Annotated in this window: 17 protein-coding genes and 2 pseudogenes; 9 read left to right on the forward strand and 10 right to left on the reverse strand. The window is 68.9% G+C overall.

Annotated elements, in window-relative coordinates:
* The first annotated feature begins 54 nt into the window (after nt 1-54).
* On the forward strand, nt 55-846 hold the full coding sequence (locus ACWD0F_RS16900; RefSeq protein WP_449876281.1) for an MBL fold metallo-hydrolase: 792 nt from the start codon (nt 55-57) through the stop codon (nt 844-846).
* A gap of 112 nt (nt 847-958) precedes the next feature.
* Here the strand turns inward: ACWD0F_RS16900 and ACWD0F_RS16905 are convergent, their stop codons facing one another.
* Complete coding sequence (locus ACWD0F_RS16905; protein ID WP_449876283.1) at nt 959-1336, reverse strand: hypothetical protein; 378 nt, start codon at nt 1334-1336, stop codon at nt 959-961.
* Between the two features lie 105 nt (nt 1337-1441).
* Here ACWD0F_RS16905 and ACWD0F_RS16910 point away from each other — a divergent pair, with 105 nt between their 5' ends.
* Nucleotides 1442-1915, forward strand: a complete 474-nt coding sequence (locus ACWD0F_RS16910; RefSeq protein ID WP_449876285.1) for an alpha-L-rhamnosidase C-terminal domain-containing protein — start codon at nt 1442-1444, stop codon at nt 1913-1915.
* Between the two features lie 14 nt (nt 1916-1929).
* The gene (locus tag ACWD0F_RS16915) at nt 1930-3222 is read left to right on the forward strand and encodes a sulfite oxidase (protein WP_449876287.1); all 1293 of its coding nucleotides are present in this window, start codon (nt 1930-1932) and stop codon (nt 3220-3222) included.
* A 72-nt stretch (nt 3223-3294) separates the two neighbouring features.
* On the opposite strand, the gene chrA is transcribed toward ACWD0F_RS16915, so the two are convergent.
* The 5 genes from chrA to ACWD0F_RS16940 form a co-directional block, all read right to left on the reverse strand.
* Nucleotides 3295-4647 (reverse strand): chromate efflux transporter, encoded by a 1353-nt coding sequence (chrA, locus tag ACWD0F_RS16920; RefSeq protein ID WP_449876289.1) that lies wholly within the window; start codon nt 4645-4647, stop codon nt 3295-3297.
* Nucleotides 4648-4697: 50 nt separating this feature from the next.
* Nucleotides 4698-5129, reverse strand: coding sequence for a chromate resistance protein ChrB domain-containing protein (locus ACWD0F_RS16925; protein WP_449876291.1), 432 nt, complete (start codon nt 5127-5129; stop codon nt 4698-4700).
* The gene (locus ACWD0F_RS16930; RefSeq protein WP_449876293.1) at nt 5126-5608 is read right to left on the reverse strand and encodes a Chromate resistance protein ChrB; all 483 of its coding nucleotides are present in this window, start codon (nt 5606-5608) and stop codon (nt 5126-5128) included. The genes ACWD0F_RS16925 and ACWD0F_RS16930 overlap by 4 nt, the downstream gene beginning before the upstream one ends.
* 105 nt (nt 5609-5713) lie before the next feature.
* Nucleotides 5714-8404: an outer membrane protein assembly factor BamB family protein gene (locus ACWD0F_RS16935; protein WP_449876295.1), complete on the reverse strand. Its 2691-nt coding sequence runs from the start codon at nt 8402-8404 to the stop codon at nt 5714-5716.
* Nucleotide 8405: 1 nt separating this feature from the next.
* Nucleotides 8406-9515 (reverse strand): hypothetical protein, encoded by a 1110-nt coding sequence (locus tag ACWD0F_RS16940; RefSeq protein ID WP_449876297.1) that lies wholly within the window; start codon nt 9513-9515, stop codon nt 8406-8408.
* Nucleotides 9516-9667: 152 nt separating this feature from the next.
* Here ACWD0F_RS16940 and ACWD0F_RS16945 point away from each other — a divergent pair, with 152 nt between their 5' ends.
* Nucleotides 9668-9853, forward strand: coding sequence for a hypothetical protein (locus tag ACWD0F_RS16945; protein ID WP_449876299.1), 186 nt, complete (start codon nt 9668-9670; stop codon nt 9851-9853).
* A 357-nt stretch (nt 9854-10210) separates the two neighbouring features.
* Here ACWD0F_RS16945 and ACWD0F_RS16950 read toward each other — a convergent pair whose 3' ends face one another.
* Nucleotides 10211-10525 carry an integrase core domain-containing protein gene (locus tag ACWD0F_RS16950; protein ID WP_449876301.1) on the reverse strand — a complete coding sequence of 105 codons (315 nt, stop codon included), beginning with the start codon at nt 10523-10525 and terminating at the stop codon, nt 10211-10213.
* Nucleotides 10506-11415, reverse strand: a pseudogene (locus ACWD0F_RS16955) (IS30 family transposase); the annotation flags it as partial. The pseudogene ACWD0F_RS16955 and the gene ACWD0F_RS16950, both read right to left, overlap by 20 nt.
* A gap of 245 nt (nt 11416-11660) precedes the next feature.
* Between ACWD0F_RS16955 and ACWD0F_RS16960 the strand changes: the two are divergent.
* The 3 genes and pseudogenes from ACWD0F_RS16960 to ACWD0F_RS16970 form a co-directional block, all read left to right on the forward strand.
* Nucleotides 11661-12362: a DUF2975 domain-containing protein gene (locus ACWD0F_RS16960; RefSeq protein WP_449876303.1), complete on the forward strand. Its 702-nt coding sequence runs from the start codon at nt 11661-11663 to the stop codon at nt 12360-12362.
* The gene (locus ACWD0F_RS16965; RefSeq protein ID WP_449876305.1) at nt 12362-12601 is read left to right on the forward strand and encodes a helix-turn-helix domain-containing protein; all 240 of its coding nucleotides are present in this window, start codon (nt 12362-12364) and stop codon (nt 12599-12601) included. Before ACWD0F_RS16960 ends, ACWD0F_RS16965 begins: the two co-directional genes overlap by 1 nt.
* Nucleotides 12602-12759: 158 nt before the next feature.
* Nucleotides 12760-12894, forward strand: a pseudogene (locus tag ACWD0F_RS16970) (ATP-binding protein); the annotation flags it as partial.
* Nucleotides 12895-12898: 4 nt separating this feature from the next.
* Here ACWD0F_RS16970 and ACWD0F_RS16975 read toward each other — a convergent pair.
* The gene (locus tag ACWD0F_RS16975; RefSeq protein ID WP_449876307.1) at nt 12899-13381 is read right to left on the reverse strand and encodes a DUF1877 family protein; all 483 of its coding nucleotides are present in this window, start codon (nt 13379-13381) and stop codon (nt 12899-12901) included.
* A 210-nt stretch (nt 13382-13591) separates the two neighbouring features.
* Here ACWD0F_RS16975 and ACWD0F_RS16980 point away from each other — a divergent pair, with 210 nt between their 5' ends.
* Nucleotides 13592-14404, forward strand: a complete 813-nt coding sequence (locus ACWD0F_RS16980; protein ID WP_449876309.1) for a hypothetical protein — start codon at nt 13592-13594, stop codon at nt 14402-14404.
* A gap of 37 nt (nt 14405-14441) precedes the next feature.
* Here the strand turns inward: ACWD0F_RS16980 and ACWD0F_RS16985 are convergent, their stop codons facing one another.
* The gene (locus ACWD0F_RS16985) at nt 14442-15125 is read right to left on the reverse strand and encodes a DUF4158 domain-containing protein (protein ID WP_449876311.1); all 684 of its coding nucleotides are present in this window, start codon (nt 15123-15125) and stop codon (nt 14442-14444) included.
* Nucleotides 15126-15196: 71 nt separating this feature from the next.
* Between ACWD0F_RS16985 and ACWD0F_RS16990 the strand changes: the two genes are divergently transcribed.
* On the forward strand, nt 15197-15442 hold the full coding sequence (locus tag ACWD0F_RS16990) for a transposase (protein ID WP_449876313.1): 246 nt from the start codon (nt 15197-15199) through the stop codon (nt 15440-15442).
* The last annotated feature ends 197 nt before the right edge of the window (nt 15443-15639 follow it).

The raw sequence follows: 15639 nt of genomic DNA on the forward strand, positions 1-15639 counted from the left end.
GCCGGCTTCCGGACTCGAGCCTCCGGAAGCCGGCCCGCGGAAGGACGCGTCCCCATGACGAAGGCCCGGTTCACCCACATCGGCGGCCCGACCGTGCTCATCGACTTCGACGGCTGGCGCCTGCTGACCGACCCGACGTTCGATCCCCCAGGCCGGACCTACGCCTTCGGCTGGGGAGCCTCCTCCCGCAAGCTCACCGGCCCGGCCATCGCCCCCGACGACCTGCTACCCATCGACGCGATCCTGCTCACCCACGTCCACCACGGCGACAACCTCGATGACACCGGCCGGACCCTGCTGCCGGCCGCCGGCACGATCGTGACCACCTCCTCGGGCGCCCGATCCCTGCCGTATCCGGCTCGCGGCCTGCGAGCAGGGCAGGCGACCCGTCTGCGAGCCCCCGGACGCCCGCCCATCGACATCACCGCCACCCCCTGCCGGCACGGCCCCCCGTTCAGCAAGCCGATCGTGGGCGAGGTCATCGGCTTCGCACTCACCTGGCCCGGACAGGTCCACGGACCCCTCTGGATCACCGGAGACACCGTGTACCACCGCGCGCTGCGCAACACGGCCACCCGCCTGCGGGCCGGGACGATCCTGCTCCACCTGGGCGGCGTCGGCTTCCCGATCACCGGGCCCCTGCGCTACACGATGACCGCCAGGCAGGCCGTCCGCCTGCACGAAGGGATCACCCCGCGCACCGTCCTGCCCGTCCACTACGAAGGCTGGCAGCACTTCCGGGAGAACCGGGAAGGCATCGAGCAGGAACTCGCCAGTGGCTCGTCCACTCTCCGTGAGAGCCTCCGCTGGCTCCCCAGGGGCGCCTCGGCCGACATCGCCGTGTGACGGAAAGGGCCCGCATTCGCAGGTGGGGTGCGCCGGCAGCGCAGGGGCAGGCTCGTGGACGGCTGGGCGTTCGTGACCCGGCCGCCCGCACGTTCCCCGCCGCTGTCGCAGGTCAGTTCCGGATGAGGACCTTGAGGGCTCGGCGTTCGGCCATGTCGCGGTAGGCACCGGGGACGTCGTCGAGGCCGGCGGTGCGGTCGAAGACGCGGCCCGGGTCGATGGTGCCGTCCAGGATGTCGGGCATGAGCTCTTCGATGTAGGCGCGGGCCGGTGAGACACCGCCGGTCAAGGTGATGTTCCGCATGATCAGGTCGGCACCGACCGGGCCCTGCTCGTACTGCGGCCCGCCCAGGCGGCTGATCGTGCCGCCGTCGATGACCAGGACGCGGTCGCCGCGGGTCACTCCGGCGGTGACGGCGCCGTGGTGGCCGGTGCCGAGCACGTCCGACAGGGTCAGCAGGGACGGCAGCAGCGGGGAGTCCTCCGCCACGGGCAGCTTGACCAGGGTTCCGTCGGCCAGCGGAACGCGGACGGCTTCGCCCTGGCCGCCGTCGACGCCGTCCAGGCCGTAGCGGCCCCCGTGGCGGCAGGAGGAGTGCGGCCAGGGTCACCGACTACACCAACAAGGCCGCCGCGCTCAAGACCGCGATCAACGCCCGGCTCTGGAACGCCGGCGCTGGTCTCTGCCAGCACACCAGCACCCGGCCCGGCGTGTTCCCGCTGGGGACAGGCACCGACGGCGAACGGATCCCTGGCCGTCAGGTGGGCGCAGGACACCACCGGTCAGTTCCATCTCCAGGTCACCGTCCCGTCCAGCACCAGCGGTGAGGTCTGGGTGCCCCTGGCCACGGCAGCGCAGCACCAGCTCCGCCCTGACCACCGGCGCGACGTTCCTGCGCCGCAGCGGCCTGTACGACATTTACGCCGTGGGCGCCGGAACCTTCTCCTTCAGTTCCTCGTCCACACCGACGGGCTGACGTCACGGTCGGCGCAGCTCTCGAAAGAGTCTGCAGACTGCGGTCCTCTTGACGGCGGGGATTTTCCTTGTCTACTGGTAGGAAGACTCTGAGAAATGGTGATCGCATGACGTACGGGAACTCGGGACGTGCAGGGGCGGACGAGCCGGGGCGGGAGGACCGGCCGGACCGGCGTACGCTGCTGCGCATGATCCCGGCGCTGGGCGGGATCGCGCTCGTGGGCGGCCCACTCGCGGGCCGGGCAGCGGCCGCGACGGACCGGCGCGCCGTGCACGCGGGGGCCGGCCGGGCAGGGACGAGCCACGCGGGAGCGGGGTACGCGGCCGGGCCGATCGTCAAGCCGCTGCCGCCGGAGGTGTTCATCTCGTACGGGACGAACGCGGAGACCCGGTGGGAGGCGCTGCGGGACGTCGGGTTCCACGTCCCGAACGACCGGTTCTTCGTGCGCAACCACACGGCCACGCCACTGATCGACGCGGCGACCTGGCGGTTGCGCGTGCACGGGTCCGGGGTGCGGCAGGCGCAGGAGTTCAGCTACGGGCACCTGCGGTCGCTGCCGTCGGTGACCCTGGACGCCGCGATCGAGTGCGCGGGCAACGGGCGCTCGTTCTTCGCCTCGCAGCAGGGACAGCCGGCGTCGGGCACGCAGTGGCGGCTCGGCGCGGTCGGGGTGGCGCGCTGGCGTGGCGTGCGGCTGGCGGAGGTGCTGCGCCGGGCGGGGCTGTCGAGAGAGGCGGTGGGCGTCCTGCCGTCGGGGCTGGACGCCGACTTCGTCAGCGGGGGCGAGAACCTGGGCCGGGTACGCCGGCCGCTGCCGATCGGCAAGGCCCTGGACGACGTGCTGCTGGCCTATGAGATGAACGGCGAGCCGCTGCCGCCGGATCACGGCTTTCCCGTGCGCGTGGTGGTGCCGTCGTGGATCGGGATCGCCTCGATCAAGTGGGTGGGCGACATCGAGGTGTCCGCCGAGCCGCTCTCCTCGCCGTGGGACACCCGCTTCTACCGCTTCTTCGGCCCCGGATATCCGGAGACGGGCAGCGCGCCGCTCACCGAGCAGGTCACCAAGAGCGCCTTCGAGCTGGGGTGGGAGGCGAGCGTGCCGGCCGGCTCGCCGTACACGTTGCACGGCAGGTCGTGGTCGGGGCACGGGCGGATCACCCGGGTGGAGGTGAGCACGGACGGCGGCGCGCGCTGGCGGCCGGCGAAGCTGCTGGACGCCGGGCGCGGCACGGCGTGGACGCGCTGGCGGGCGGCCTGGCCCGACCCGCGGCCCGGCCGTCAGGAGCTGCTGGCCCGGGCCACCGACGAGACCGGGGCCGTGCAGCCGGCCACCACGCGATTCAACGACTTGGGCTACCTGTTCGGGGCGGTCGTCGCCCATCCGGTGCAGGTGGCCTAGCGCCGCCGGAACGGGTGGAAGGCGTGGCGGCCTCGATGGGGGGCGGCCGCGTTCCCGCTCCCCCTGTGACGGTCACAGCAGTACGGTGGCCAAGCCGAGCACCGCGCAGATACCGAGGATGCGCAGCATCGGCCACTTCAGGACGAACGTCATCACGAGCGCGGCCACGGTGATGGTCAGAGCGACGGGGCTCACCGTGCCGAGGTCAGGGAGCCGCATGCTGAACGGCCCCCATGCCCAGGTGAAGACCTCGGCGAACAGGGTGTGCTCGGCGAAGTAGAGCGCCAGGTTGGCGATGACGCCGACCACCGAGGCGGTGATGCCGGTCAGCGCCGCGCTGATGGCCGCGTTGTGCCGCAGCCGCTCCACGTAGGGAGCGCCGAGGAAGATGAACAGGAAGCACGGCACGAACGTCACCCAGGTCGTCAGCAACGCCCCCAGCAGCGCGCCGCCCCACGGCGTCAGGGCTCCGGGGTCGCGATAGGCGCCAAGGAAGGCGACGAACTGCACCACCATGATGAGCGGCCCCGGAGTGGTCTCGGCCAGTGCGAGCCCGCGCACCATCTCCCCCGGGCTCAGCCAGCCGTAGACCTCCACGGCCCGCTGGGCGACGAACGCCAGCACCGCGTACGCGCCGCCGAAGGTGACGACCGCGGTGCCGGAGAAGAACAACCCCTGGGTGGTGAAGACGCTGTCCGTACCGAGGATGAGCGCCACCGCGGCCACCGGCAGCCACCAGGCGACCAGCCCGACGGCCAAGATTCTGCCTGCCGACCGCCCGCTGGGCTGGGCGTGGTGCAGCGCGTCGTCCGGGATCAGCGGGGCCGGGCCACCGTCACCACCGTGCCCGTTGCCGGCTTGGAAGACGTGCGGGGCCAGCCGGTGAACCTGCCACCCGATGAAGGCCGCGGCGGCGACCACGACGGGAAACGGCACGCCGAACAGCGCCAGCGCCGCGAAGGCGGCCACGGCGAGGGCGACGAAGAAGGGGTGGGTGAGCGAGCGCTTCGCCACGCGGATGACGGCCTGGGCGACGATGGCCAGCACGGCCGGGGCGATCCCGGCGAACAGCGCCGTCACCGCCGTGGTGTCCTGCCACAGGATGTAGACGGCCGACAGGATCAGCAGCGCGAGCATGCCGGGCAGCACGAACAGGGTCCCGGCCACCAGCCCGCCCCGGGTGCCGTTCAGCAGCCAGCCGACATAGACGGCCAGTTGCTGGGCCTCCGGTCCGGGCAGCAGCATGCAGTAGTTGAGTGCGTGGTTGAAGCGCTGCTGGCCGATCCAGCGCTTCTCCTCCACCAGCGTGCGCTGCATGACGGCGATCTGCCCGGCCGGGCCGCCGAACGTCTGCAGCGAGATCAGGAACCAGGCCCGCACGGCCTGCCGGAACGGGATCACGTCGCGGGTCGCTTCCATGGTCATGGCGGCCTTTCAGCGGGCGGGCGGGTGGGCGGGCAGGCGGACGGCCGGGCTCACGCCGGTTCCCGCCCCAGCAGCAGCGCGCGCCGGTGGAATTCGTACAGGCCGTCAAAGATCGGCCCGGTGATCTCCACCACCCGCTCGTCATCGCAGATCATCGACAACCCGCGCAAGATCACGTCCACGCCGCGTGCCTCCGGCGCGTCGAACCGCTCGTCGTCGATGTCGGCCTCATGCACGATCTCGGCGACCTTCCACAGAACCGGATCGTCGAGCTCGTAGCGGCGCAGAACCGTCTCGAAGCTGCAGTCGTCCCCGTGATGCGACAACTCGGCCCCGCGCATGTCGAACGGCGTCGCGTCAGCGGGCACCAGGGCGGGATCGTCGACGAACACGAACTCCGGCTCAGGATCGAGGTGCCGCCGGATCAACCAGGCGCACGCGGCCCGGTCGATGTGCACTCCCGCCCGCGTCGCCCACCTCATCGGCCGCCCTCCATGACGGCTGTCTCCGTCAAGGCGCGCACGGCCCGCTGCGCGGTCTCCTTCTCCGCAGGCGGGAAGAAGTCGCGCCGTCCGATCCTGCGCAGCTCGGCCTGCAGCCGCTTGATCGTCCGGCTCCGCTCCCCCGGCCGGGCCCGCGCCGCGACCGCGGCCTGCTCGGCCACCGCTCGGTACTCGGCCGCCCGCGCTTCGCGCATCTCGGCGGCGATGGCCTTCTCCTGCGCCACGTTGCCGGCGACGGCCAGCCACACCGTGGCGCTGCCCTCCATCTCGCCGATCTCCTCAGCGATCCACTCCAACTGCTCACGGGTACGGGCGTCGCCGGGCAACGCCACCAGCCCGTCCCCCAGCCGCGCCACGCCGAGCCGGTCCAGCTTGCGCCAGATCGTGATCCGCAGCGTCGAGGGCTGACGTGGAATCCGGTACGCCAGCAGCACCCACTGCCCCGCCGTCTCCGTCACTCAAGCCTCCACCGTGAATGCAACTGTAACCATGGTTTCACGGTATCTGTGGTCACGAAACCTTTGGATGGTCACAGAGACCAGGAGGGGCGGCGGTGCCGGTGACTAGCCGCCAGCGGTGGGCAGCGCTGAGAGGTTGCCGTTCGAGCTGCCGACGTACACCAGACCGTCGGCCACGATGGGTGTGGTCTGCACGTCGCCGCCGACCCGGAAACTCCATCGCGCCGCCCCGGTGGCGGGGTCGAGCGCGTGCAGCGTCCCGTCGACGCCGCCGACGTAGACGGTCCCCCAGGTGACCGCAGGGCCGGCGCCGACGCCCTCGCCGACCGGGAAGCTCCATCGTTGCGCCCCGGAGGCCGCGTCCAGCGCGTGCACCCGGGCGTCGGCGCCGCCGACGTACACCAGTCCCTCGGCGGCCGAGAGGCCCAGACCGGAAACGAGGTCGTCACCCGGGGCGAGGAAGCGCCACGACCGCCTGCCGGTGGCGGCGTCCAGCGCGTACGTGGCGCCGCCGCCGGCCCGGACATAGACGGCCCCGCCGGCCACCACCGGAGGAAAGTGCACGGCCCCGTCAACCCGGGAGGCCCAGCGGCCCTTTCCGGTGGCCGCGTCCAGGGCGTGCACCTGGCCGCTCGCGCCGGCGGCGTACACGACCCCGTCGGCCACCACCAGCTCGACGCGCTCCCCGCCGCCGGCCGCAAAACGCCACCGCTGTTCGCCCGAGGAGGCGCCCAAGGCGTACACGGCGCCGTCGTCGGTGCCGAAGAGAACGACGCCGCCGGTCACTACGGGCTCGGTGTTGAGCGCGAAGCCGTCGGGCCGGAACCTCCACAGCTCCTTGCCGCTGCTCGTGCCCAGGGCGACGACCTCGAAGTCCTCGGTGACCGTGTAGAGCACATCGTCCGCCACCACGGGGCCGGAGTCCGCCTTGATCCTGTGGCTCCACCGCCTGCGGCCGGAGGCCGCGTCCACGGCGACGACCTTGCCGCCGCTCTGGGCGTACACGGTTCCCTTCACCAGCACCGGCCTTCTCAAGAAGGGGCCGGCCGTCTGGACGATCCATCGCGCCGCTCCGGTGCGGGCATCGAGAGCCCGCAGCGTGCCGTCGCCGCTGCCGGCGTAGACGACGCCCTCGGCCACCACCGGCTCGGTGTAGACGATTCCGTCGGTGGGGTGGCCCCAACCGGCCCTGCATGGGGGGAGGGGTGCGCGGACGCCCGGCTGGTAGCGCGCCAGCAGGTTGTCCCGCAGCAGCGGGACGACGAGCCGGAGCGCCCGCCGCGAGGCAGAGCTCAGCCGGACGATGACCGGGCCCACGTTGACGACCGTCACGCCGACGGCCCCGGACGCCGGCATCTCGGCATAGGAGAAATGCCGGCCGCTCTCGTCGAAGGGATCGAAACCGTAGGTGTCCTTGGCGTAGGCGGCCGCCCCGGTGAAGAGGCCACGCGCGTCCGCGACCGAGGAGGACACCCACTCGACCGAAAGCGTGAAGACGGGCGCGTCGTCCGTGGGCGGCACCCAATCGCATGCTCCTGGTTTCGGCAACGTGACTCCGGACAACGTCTTCGCCGCGGGGACGGCGCGGTAGCCTTCCGCCACGATGCCCAGGTCACCGGTGGTCAGCAGGGAACAGGCGTCCGGCCAGGCGCTCACGGGGACACCGCCGAACAGGACGCGTTCGGTGGAGAGCCCATGGACGAGGCGGTAGGCGGTGATCAGACCCTGGTGACGGACGAAGGCCATGTCGCGGATCGTCCCGACGAGGGACGCGGTGGACGAGGGCAGGGCGAGCGGCAGTCCGCCGATGCGGCCGGTGCCGGTGTCCAGCGAAAGCAGATAGGCGGGCATGGGCCAGGATCCGCTCAGGTTCAGCTCCCCGAACTCGTCGATCGTCGGATAAGCGCCGACGAACAGCGGCCGGTTCCCCTGCGTCGGACCGGTGGCCGCGACGGCTTCGCGGACGGTGGACAGCCGCCGGCCGTCTGGCGCGAAGAAGAAACCCTCGTCTCCTGAGATGGCGTAGACATATCCTTCCGGACCGGCCTGGACGTCCAGCTGTGGCGGGTTTCCGACCTCTGGATCGTCCGGCAGCGAGAAGGCCGACGGCATCGGGCGCGTCCATTGCGGTCGCAGGGTGCGCGGATCCACGGAGGCGAGCTGAACGCGGCTTTCGGCGCAGTAGCTGAGGAACATCAGCGACTGATCGGTCGCGGCGCCCACGAGGTCGCAGTGTCCCGGATGGACCGCACGCGTCTGCGTCCTCCCGGACCGGGGATCGAGTGAGAGCAGGTCGAACGGCTCTGCCGTCCGCTCGACGATGACGATGCCGCGGCGGGTCACCATGACCTGCGGCCCGTTGTACGTACCGACACCCTCAGACATCTCCTGAGCAGAGATGACGATCGTTCGCTGCCACAGCGCGGCGCCCGTGGCCAGGTCGTAGCCGTACAGGCCCTGACCGGGTATGTCGGCCGCGCCCTTCGACACGACGAGCGTTCCGGGCGTCACCCAGACGCCGGTGATGGGAGCGGGGAAGCCGGGGTCGATCGGAACGTTCCGCAGGATCTCACCGGTACGCGGATCGTGGACCCGCACCGTGCCCTGCCGCGTCGCCACGGCCAAGGCCTGGCCGGACACCGCGGCGAGCGGCGTGGCGGCGTCGTCGCCGGTGGGCGTCGACCAGGCCGGGCGCCACGCGACCGGCACCAGAGGGAGACGCGGCCCGTCGGCGACCAGGCCGGCGCAGGCCAGCAGGAGCGCCAGCAGGACGGAACCCGTGCGGAGTCCTTGCACGTCAGCACCCCTTGGCCGTCGGGTCTACCTCGCATACCTGCTCGCCGGAGAGCGGCTCCCAGCCGCCCAACGAGGAATCGCCGTAGTAGGAGCGATAGGACGTGGCGGCCCCGGTGAGCCGGAACGGGCTCTTGTCCGGCCCGTTGATCACTATCTGCTCGGTCCGGGCCTCCGCCAGCACGGTGACCAGGAGATCGAACTCGTAATACGCCTTCTTGCCGCTGATCGTCATGCTGAGCGTGACCCGCTCGTCCCGTTTCAGGTCGATCTGCTTCTTCGCGAAGTAGGGGACCTTCAGATCCTGGTCCGTGGTGAAGCGGGGAGCCTTCTGATCCAGGTCGGCGGCGAGTTCGATGGTGTCGGTCTCCCCGGCGCTGCTGGCGCTCAGCAGTGCGCCGTCCGACACCGGCCCTCGGGTGAGGATGCGCGGCTTCATGTCGACGATGCGCAGGCTGCTGCGGTTACCGACGAGAGTCACGATGACGTTCATGGTGTCGATCAGGGCCTGGTGGTGGCGGGTCAGGACTGCCTCACGTGCCTTCTCTGCCGTGCTGGCCCTCAGAGCCACGCGTTCGCCAGGGTCGGTCACCGGCTCCCTCAAGACGGTGTCCTGCGCTTCGTACTCGATGGCCACGTAGCCGACCGTGATCGGGGGTCCACCGCCGATCCGGTCGAAGGTGTCCGGTCCGCGCGCGCCGAACCACGTGGTGAACACGACCCCGATCGCCGCGATGATCACGGCGCTGAGGATCCCGGCCAGCCACGTCCACGTCGCCTTCCCTCGCCCGGACCCGGCCGGCTGCTCGGCCTGCGGGGCTGCGGTCCGGGCACGTTGGGCACGCTTTTTCTGACGCACTTTGGCCATGTGGGACGTCCCCCCATGAGCGGTGTACGGCCGGCCGCCGAAATCTCTCCCCTCGCTATATATCGGTACGCGGGCCGTAGCGTTGCGCCATTGCGGGATTTCTTCGGCGCCGGCTCGCCCGGTGCGTCTTGTAAGGATCAGGTACTCGCGGGGCACGAAGACCAGGTGGCGTTCATCAAGGATCAGAATCCGGTCCAGGAGTTCGCGGCGCAGGATGCCGATGACCCGTTCGCGGATGGCGTTCATCCTTGGCGTTCGCGGCAGCGTGGTGACCAGCCGCAGCCCTTCAGCTTCGAAGACCTGTCGGAAAGGCGGAGCTCGATCCGTATCTGGCGGGCCGGCGTAAGCGTGTGGTGCCGACGCTGGGGCATCTGCCTGTCCGGAGGATCACCTACAGTGTGGTGGATCGCGCTGTCCACGGCTGGATCGCCGACGAGTGCAGCCGATCCACGATCAAGAACAGTCTGGCCGTGCTGGTCCGCGCGATGGAGCAGGCGGTACGAGACCGCGTCATCGACCAGGTCTCGATGGTGCCGGCCAGTCGTTCGAGTTCATGCAGGCCGGAGGCGGCGCACCGATCGTAGAAGCCGGAACAGCCGGCTGGCGATCACGATCCGGGCGGGGTGCGTGCGGGCCAGCGCGAGCACATCGAGCAGGTCTTCCGATGCGGCGCCCTGCCGGGCCGACTTGGCGGCAGTTCCTGACCGCTCAAGCCCACGCGATCATCACGTGTGACTTCCTGATGGTCGAGACCGTGCTGCGCAAGCGGCTGTATGTGCCGGTCTTCATCGAGCACGGCACCCGGACTCATCTCACTGCGAGGCTGACAGTCGGATTAAGCATCCGGCCCTACACCGGCCGTCTTCTCGCGGCGGCTGCGGGGCCGCCGCCCTTACCTGAGGGGCCTCGGTGATTCCGGACAGCCGTCCTATGGGCGTAGCCTATGCGGCTGTTCGAGTTGAGAGGAATTCGTTGAGTACCTCCAGGGGCGGTCGGTAGCCGAGCGCCGAGTGCAGGCGCCGGCGGTTGTAGAACCCTTCGATGTAGCGGATGACCTGCCGTCTCGCTTTGGCTCGGGTGGTGAAGACGAAGCGGTGCAGCCATTCGTTCTTGATCGCGCTGAAGAACGACTCGGCCATCGCGCTGTCCCAGCAAACCCCGGTGCGACCGACCGAGCGGCGGATATGCAGGCCGGTCAGGAAGCGGCCGAACTCATCTGAGGTGTAGTTCTCGGGTTCAAGGAGTCGTTGCAACACTGCCTGTCAGCAAGCATAGATGCTCGTTGAACGCCTCGGCGGGAGTACGCCAGCCGAGTGTCTTACGGGGGCGGCTGTTAAGTGTGGCGGCGACTGCGTCCAGATCGTTTCGGCTGTGCCTGCTCAGGTCGGTGCCTTTGGGAAAGTACTGCCGGAGCAGACCGTTAGTGTTTTCGTTCGTGCCGCGCTGCCAGGGACTGTGCGGGTCGCAGAAGTAGATCTCCAGCCCGGTGTCGATGCGCAGTAGAGCGTGCTGAGCCATCTCCGCGCCCTGGTCCCAGGTCAGCGACCTGCGCAGCTGCTCAGGCAGCGTGATGATCGTGGCCGCGATGGCGTCGCGCACAGCGTCGGCGCCGTGTCCTGCGAGCGCCGGGCCGTTCTTGACCCGCTCGCTCTCGCCGTGGCCGTCCATCCGGGGCAGGTGCAGCAGCATCGTGTACCGGGTGGTGCGCTCGACAAGTGTGCCGATCGCGGAGCTGTCCAGACCGATGATGAGGTCGCCTTCCCAATGCCCGGGCACCGCCCGATCGGTGGCCTCGGCGGGCCGCGCACTGATCAGCACCTCCTCGGTGACGAACTTCTTTCCCCGGCCACGGGTCCGGGCCCGGGGCACTCGCAGTGCCCGGCCGGTGCGCAGGCAGGCCGTCAGCTCGCGACGCAACGCGGCCCTGGATATACAGGGCCTGGTAGATGGCCTCGTGCGAGATCCGCATCGTCTCATCCTCAGGAAAGTCGACCAGCAGCCGGTTCGCGATCTGCTCCGGACTCCATGACGTCGCCCAGCGCCGGTCCTGGCGGCGCCCGTGCCGTCGCCCGACCCAGCGGACCTGCGGTCCTTCCACCTCGCTGCCATCCGGGGCGCGGACCGTGCCGGCCAGCCGGTCCTGCACATCGGCGGGTCGCCAAGAGGACTCCGGTCAGGGTGTTGGGAATCGAACGTATCTCGACATGATCATTAAGGCGAGTGACGGTGCGACAACACACCGCTGGAGTGGCCAGGGCAGGGCTGTCCGGGACCCAGTTCGGGAGTCCACATCTGGACAAACTGGTCGATCAGGACCCCAACTTGACTCTTTATCGTTCATCGATATCATCGACAAACGATAGCATCGAACAACGATATGGAGCCGATGCCGTGCCCCTCGACAAATCCACTCCCCTGAAGTGGACGGCGATCGTCGTCCGCCTTCTCCTAGTGCTGTTCGCCGCGACGATGGCCTACGAAGTCGGGCGTGCAGCCTTGACCGGCGGCGAGAACGCCTTCGGTTCCCGCGGCGTCCAAAGTCTGGTGTGTGTGCCATCGCCGAGCATCCCCGACGTGGAGGGAAACGTCTTTGAGGATCCTCAAGGCCGAAAGGCCGTGGCGGGGAGCAGCGGTGTCGATGACAACCCCTATCCCGTGGGGAAGGGAGTCGAGCTCCGCTATCCGCTGCGTCAGATCTGCATGGACGACTCCAGCCTTGGCACACAGTTGCTCTATCAGACCTCGCGGTTCGCCACCCCGCTCGTATTGCTCATCGCGCTCTTTCTCCTCGACCGGCTGATCAGAGACGCACGACAGGACAGCGGTTTCGATGAGGTGGTCGTCCGCAGGCTGCGGTTCCTCGGCGTGTTTCTTATGGTCGGCACAGTCGCGGCGTCGCTCTGTACCACCATCGTCGAGACCGGCCTGGCCGTGTCGATGGTGGCCGGGACCGTCAGAGAGGTGGGGTGGATGGCTCTGTACGGCTGGGCCTTCCCGTGGGCGTCCCTGATCGCCGGGCTCGGGCTCGTCGTGATGTCCAAGGTCGTCCGCGTCGGCGCGCACATGCGCGAGGAACTCGAAGGAACCGTCTGATGCCACCCGCCGGCAACCCCGAGCACGCCATCGAGGTACACCTGGATCGATTGCTCGAAGAGCGCGGTATGACGGTGGTCGAGTTGGCCGACAGGGTGGGGATCACCAACGTGAACTTGTCGATCCTCAAGAACAACCGCGCCAAGGCGATCCGGTTCTCGACGCTGAGCAAGATCTGCGAGGTCCTCGGCTGTCAGCCCGGCGACCTCCTGTCCTTCACACCCCGCTCTTCAGGTTGATTGCGGACAGTCCCGAAGTCGCGGCGAATAGCGTTCGGTGCGGTAGTGAGGCGGGGGCCGCACCGAGCGCTATCTGCTCACCGGATATCTGGTGCAGACCGAGCTCAATCTCGACGTCCCGGCGAAGACAGCGCCGTTGACGAGCCAGTACAGGACAGAAGACCTTCACCGACCCCCGCCTCTGCGCCGCCATCGTCGACCGGCTCACCTTCAACGCCACCATCATCGAGAACGGCACCGACTCCTACCGGCTCGCCCACACTCGCGCACAACAGGCAGCGGCCCCATCCTGATCCTTCAATCCCACCACACCACGACCGAGAGGCCCCGCTGCGCGGCCCCCTCATAAAGGTCCCGCAGAGCGGCGAAATGACCAGTCAGATACTCGCCTGGATCACCGGCGAACCCCTTGCCGATCAGCCCGCTCACATCCGCCAGATCATCAGACAACGCGCCCCGCAACGCCCGCCCGTCTATTGCGCGAAGTCCTCGCACGACATCCACGACGGCTCTTGCGCTCAAGGCCATCACCGGCCCATAGTCCCCGGTGCCGATCTGAACCTCGCCCTCCAGCGCCCGCTTCACCGCACCCAACACGGCAGACCCGGGATCGAGGTGTTCGCATACCCGCAGCAGCGGCGGCCCTGCCCAATCTAGATCCAAGTAGTCGTCCGGCTGACCTGCCTCAAACGACAGGATCCGCTCCAGCCTCTTGGGCATCGGGCGAACCTTGGCGAGTTCGACGTCTGAGACTCGGGCGAGCTGTTGCGTGATGGCCATGACTGGAGTCTGCCGATCCGATCTCTGAACCCCCAAGCCGTCTTGTCGGGTGGGGCCAAATTCTTCCGTGATCAAAGGCGCCAAGATCGCCAAGTGGGGCCACAATTCGCCGTGCTCTGGGGCCACTTCTCGTCCTTCAAATCAGGACGGGGTTGCCTGGATGAACCCTCCAGGCCGGTGGCGCGTCCCTTTGATATGAAGAGATCGCGTTTGACCGTCATCGCGCTGCTCGCGTCGTTGTGCGCCTGCGGCCAGTCTGGTGCTGGCCCGGTGCACACTGTGGACGGGACCGAGACGATCGTGTTGCCGCGGGCCGATCAGCCCAAAGCGCATCGGCCCACGCTGGAGCGGCTCAAGCGAGAGGCGGCGTCGTCGGGCCGATCCCTGGAGGAGGTCGTCAAGCGGTACGCGACCCGGGTGGCTGCTACCTCGTCGCCCAAGCCGACGGACTTCGAAGGGTACGACCCTGCGGTGACCGACCCGGACGTGGTGATCGACGGCATTCCCTACGCCGAGCTGATCGACCTCGGGGCCCTCGCCAAATCGGAGGGCATCTCCTACGAGGAGGCCATCGACCGCTTCGGCTCACAGTCGTCCAACAGCCGGGTGATCGACAAACTTAATGCGGAGTTCCCTGACGAGATCTCCGGCGTCAGATACGTCGACGACCAGCGGGGGCTGCGCGTCGGCTTCAAGGGTCCCATTCCGACTCGCGCGATCGAGCTGGCCAGGACCCTCCCCATGGAGGTCACCCTGATCGGCGGCAAGGGATTCTCGGCCTCGGAGCTCCGGCGGGCCCAGGACACGGTCGTCGCCTGGCTCCGATCCCGTCCTGAGGTGGCCACGATAATGGCGCACCCAGATGAGGAGACCGGCCAAGTCAAGGTCACAGTTCAGCCGAAGGTGATGCCGGACGATGCCGAGGAGTTCAAGCGTGGGCTTCAGCTCCCGCAGCTGGACAATCCGCACATCACCGTCGGGGTCACGCTCTCCTCCGATTCGGTCGCCGTTCGACCGCAGTGAGAGCCACCGAAGCCCCCGGCGCGCACACGGCCCGAACTCAAGCTTGATCCTTCACTCCGCTACCTGGCGGCTGGGGACATGTTCGGGAGCGGAGGGCCTGCAGCATCGAATCCAGGCTCACGTTCCCCGGCATCGCCTTGATCAGCGACAGGACCGAGCCCTCATCCTCGTCCAGATCGTCATCGCTCTCCTCGGTCTCCACCGCGGTGTTGCCGGCGGCCACCAGGGCGAGCACCCGGGCCACCGTCACCGCGTCCAGCCGCGCCGCGATCCGGTGGAACCAGGTCTGCTCCGCGTTGTGCAGTGCCGACCGTACGATCCGAGTGATCCGCCCCGGCGAGGGCGGCTCGATCCGCTCCTGGCGGCACTGCTTGAGCAGTTCCTCGCGGACCCGGTCGGGCTGTCGTTCAGCGTGCGCGACGTTCACGGCCAGCCAGTCGGTTAGCTTGTCGGCGTCGGCGACCGAGCACTCCCGGAAGCCGAGATGGTCGCGGATCTCGCCGCGATGACGCTCGATCGTCCGGCCTGACCAGTCGTACAGGCCCAAGCTGCCGGCCGGCGTCTTGGTCTGCTTCGCGACGTAGTCGATCACCTCGTCAGAAAACTCCGCCCGCCCGCGCGGGAAGCGCCCGTGCTGCGTGAAGTACTTCAGCAACAGCGCGAAGGCCAGACGCGTGCCTTCCTGCTTCGCACTGACCAGACCGACCTCATCGCTCAGCACAGTGAGGTGCCCAGGAGATTCCGGACAGTCGGCTACATAAAAGTTGACAGAAGTCTGGAAGAGGTAGGTACGTGACGAGGCGTCGTAGGCAGTTCTCGCCGGAGTTCAAGGAAGAAGCCATCCGCATGGTGCTGGAGGGCGATCGGACGGTCGCGTCGGTGGCGCGGGAGTTCGACATCAACGCCAGCACTCTGGGCAGCTGGGTGAACCGGCATCGGATTGTGAGCGCTCAGGAGGAACCGCGGCCGGTCTCCGGGCCGGATCGGGCCAGGATCCGGGAGCTGGAGCGGAGAACGCCGAGCTGCGCGAGAAGTTGATTTTCCTGAAAAAAGCGGCCGCCTTCTTCGCGGCAGAGACTCGATGACGCTCGCCAAGTACGAGCTCATCGACGCGGAGAAGGCCGACCACAGATCGCCCGAATGTGCGGCTGGCTGGGCGTGTCCCGCTCGGGCTATTACGAGTGGCGTGAGCGGCCGGCCTCGGCCACCGCGCAACGCCGCACCCTGCTGGCCGC

It is taken from the genome of Nonomuraea sp. NPDC002799, from assembly GCF_053592075.1.

Bases quoted from the DNA above. Each gene is read 5' to 3' on its own strand.
- ACWD0F_RS16900 (WP_449876281.1), top strand. From the start codon at position 55: ATGACGAAGGCCCGGTTCACCCACATCGGCGGCCCGACCGTGCTCATC.
- ACWD0F_RS16915 (WP_449876287.1), top strand. From the start codon at position 1,930: ATGACGTACGGGAACTCGGGACGTGCAGGGGCGGACGAGCCGGGGCGG.
- chrA (WP_449876289.1), bottom strand. From the start codon at position 4,647: ATGACCATGGAAGCGACCCGCGACGTGATCCCGTTCCGGCAGGCCGTG.
- ACWD0F_RS16925 (WP_449876291.1), bottom strand. From the start codon at position 5,129: ATGAGGTGGGCGACGCGGGCGGGAGTGCACATCGACCGGGCCGCGTGC.
- ACWD0F_RS16940 (WP_449876297.1), bottom strand. From the start codon at position 9,515: ATGAACGCCATCCGCGAACGGGTCATCGGCATCCTGCGCCGCGAACTC.
- ACWD0F_RS16965 (WP_449876305.1), top strand. From the start codon at position 12,362: ATGCCACCCGCCGGCAACCCCGAGCACGCCATCGAGGTACACCTGGAT.
- ACWD0F_RS16975 (WP_449876307.1), bottom strand. From the start codon at position 13,381: ATGGCCATCACGCAACAGCTCGCCCGAGTCTCAGACGTCGAACTCGCC.